This is a genomic window from Stenotrophomonas sp. TD3 (genome assembly GCF_001939825.1).
Classification (GTDB): Bacteria; Pseudomonadota; Gammaproteobacteria; order Xanthomonadales; family Xanthomonadaceae; genus Stenotrophomonas.
The window spans coordinates 1-1,739 of record NZ_MOYM01000005.1 but is presented as its reverse complement, the minus strand read 5'-3'; the positions used below and the strand labels follow the sequence as shown (position 1 = coordinate 1,739).

General features: G+C 63.6%; 2 protein-coding genes, 1 tRNA gene and 1 pseudogene. 2 read left to right on the top strand and 2 right to left on the bottom strand.

Annotated elements, in window-relative coordinates:
• Positions 1-128 precede the first annotated feature (128 nt).
• Entirely contained in the window at positions 129-680 is a 552-nt protein-coding gene (locus BKE09_RS23005; RefSeq protein ID WP_075678365.1) for a 3'-5' exoribonuclease, read from the top strand.
• A 92-nt stretch (positions 681-772) separates the two neighbouring features.
• A tRNA-Ile gene (locus BKE09_RS23000) sits at positions 773-875 on the top strand.
• Between the two features lie 3 nt (positions 876-878).
• Here the strand turns inward: BKE09_RS23000 and BKE09_RS22995 are convergent.
• Together BKE09_RS22995 and BKE09_RS22990 are read right to left on the bottom strand one after the other, a co-directional pair.
• Positions 879-1,505, bottom strand: coding sequence for an SEC-C domain-containing protein (locus BKE09_RS22995; protein ID WP_083663149.1), 627 nt, complete (start codon positions 1,503-1,505; stop codon positions 879-881).
• Positions 1,506-1,547: 42 nt separating this feature from the next.
• Positions 1,548-1,739: pseudogene (locus tag BKE09_RS22990) on the bottom strand (transposase); the annotation flags it as partial.

Sequence of the window (1,739 nt, the reverse complement as noted above, 5' to 3'; positions counted from 1 at the left end):
GAGGGTTGGCAGGGAATCGTTACGAACACGGCCAGATTTTCGCTAACCGATTGATGGATTGGTGAATTCTACCCTCGGCCGCCCTTCCAGGGTCGGCCCTCCCCAGGGAGCTGTGGCACCATTCAACCATGGCCACCACGTACTACTTCCTGGACACCGAGTGGGCCGATGTAACGGGCAGCGAGCTGGTGAGTTTGGCGCTGGTGAACGAAGGTGGAGACCGCCTTTTCTACGCTGAGCGAGCCAGCCTGCCCGAGGCTCCCACCGACTTCGTTCGTCAAAGCGTCTACCCACTGCTCGACCGCGGCGGCGCGGCCCTGCCGGATGCCGCCCTGACTACCGAACTGCGCGCCTTCCTCAGCGAGGCCGATGCGCCGGCGGTGATGGCGGATTTCCCGAACGATCTTCAGCTGCTGCGGTATGCCTTGGATGGGTTTGAGCTCCCCGATGACCAGGTTGCTGCATGCGGACCCCGGCCGGCTCCGGTCATGACGCGCATGTCCAAGGAAGGCCTTCCGGCATTGCTGGTGGAAGATTGGTTTGCGGCCCATCCGGAACATCGCGCCAGGCGTCACCATGCGTTGGTGGACGCGCAGGCCTTGCGGATGGCTTGGCTGGTGGCGACCGACCGCATCCCTCCTCCGGCGTGGGCCCACTCCTATCATCGTGCCCGGGGATAGCGGCATGGCGTCCATCCCCGGTATGCTTGCCTCATGAACCGCCTGAGCCCGCTCGACCCTCGAATACCGGCGTGATCGCATCGATCGATCACGCCCCTGTTGCTCATGTTGGTCAGAGCGCCGGCCTTATACCCCGGTGAGAGCACGCGCCAGATAAGCGCGTACACGTCGGTTCGATTCCGACCAGGGGCACCACCGTCAACGGCGGAAAAACCGCTCCACTTGCGCGCCATGGCAGCGCTTGTACTTGCTACCGCTGCCGCACAGGCACGGCGTATGCTCGCGCAGTCCCGCACCGAGTGACTGGCCCAGAAAGTCCCTAGCCTGCAGAAGAGGCTGGATTTCATTGGCCGGCACGCTGACCTCGCCATACTGGGACCCTCGCTCGCCGCGGTTCATCACCTGGACAATCGCTTCGGACATCTGGATGAAGTGTTTGATCAGCAGGTCGTCGCGTAATGGCATGCGGACATTGTCGATGGCAAGGCCCTCGTAACGTCTTCGCGGATCCGGCACGAAGAGAATGCGCTTCTCGCCTTCAGGCTTTGGCGTGATGTCGATCATTTCTCCTTCGGGGCTGACCCACACCGCGTGGAATTCCGCTTCCACCAGCACGTGCGGCCATTCCCACAGCTGCCACCCGCACAGCATCTGACCACCGTCGCGCGCGACCTTGGCCTGCACGTTGGGAAAGCATTCGTGCACGATCGCATCGGCTTCCGGCTGCACATCGAGGTACACCGGTTCTGCACCGCGCACGACCGAATCGGTCAAGCGCCGCACCGCACGGCTGATTTCCGGGGGTGTGGTGGTGACTACGCTCATGACAAAGCTCCTTGCGATCGTGGCGGATGTTCCGTTTCTAGGCTATGACCCCGGCGTCTCTTCCGATGAGATCCGCTTGGCGCCTTTGCCGCCGGCACTGGCTGGCTGCAGCTGGGCCAGCAGCGGCTCCAAGGTGCTCAGGCGGACGGTGGCGCGCAGGGTCTTCGCCTCGGCGTGCTCGCGTCGCTCGCGCTCCTGGACCAGCTCAGCCCGGGCGTTCGTGAGCTCTTGTTG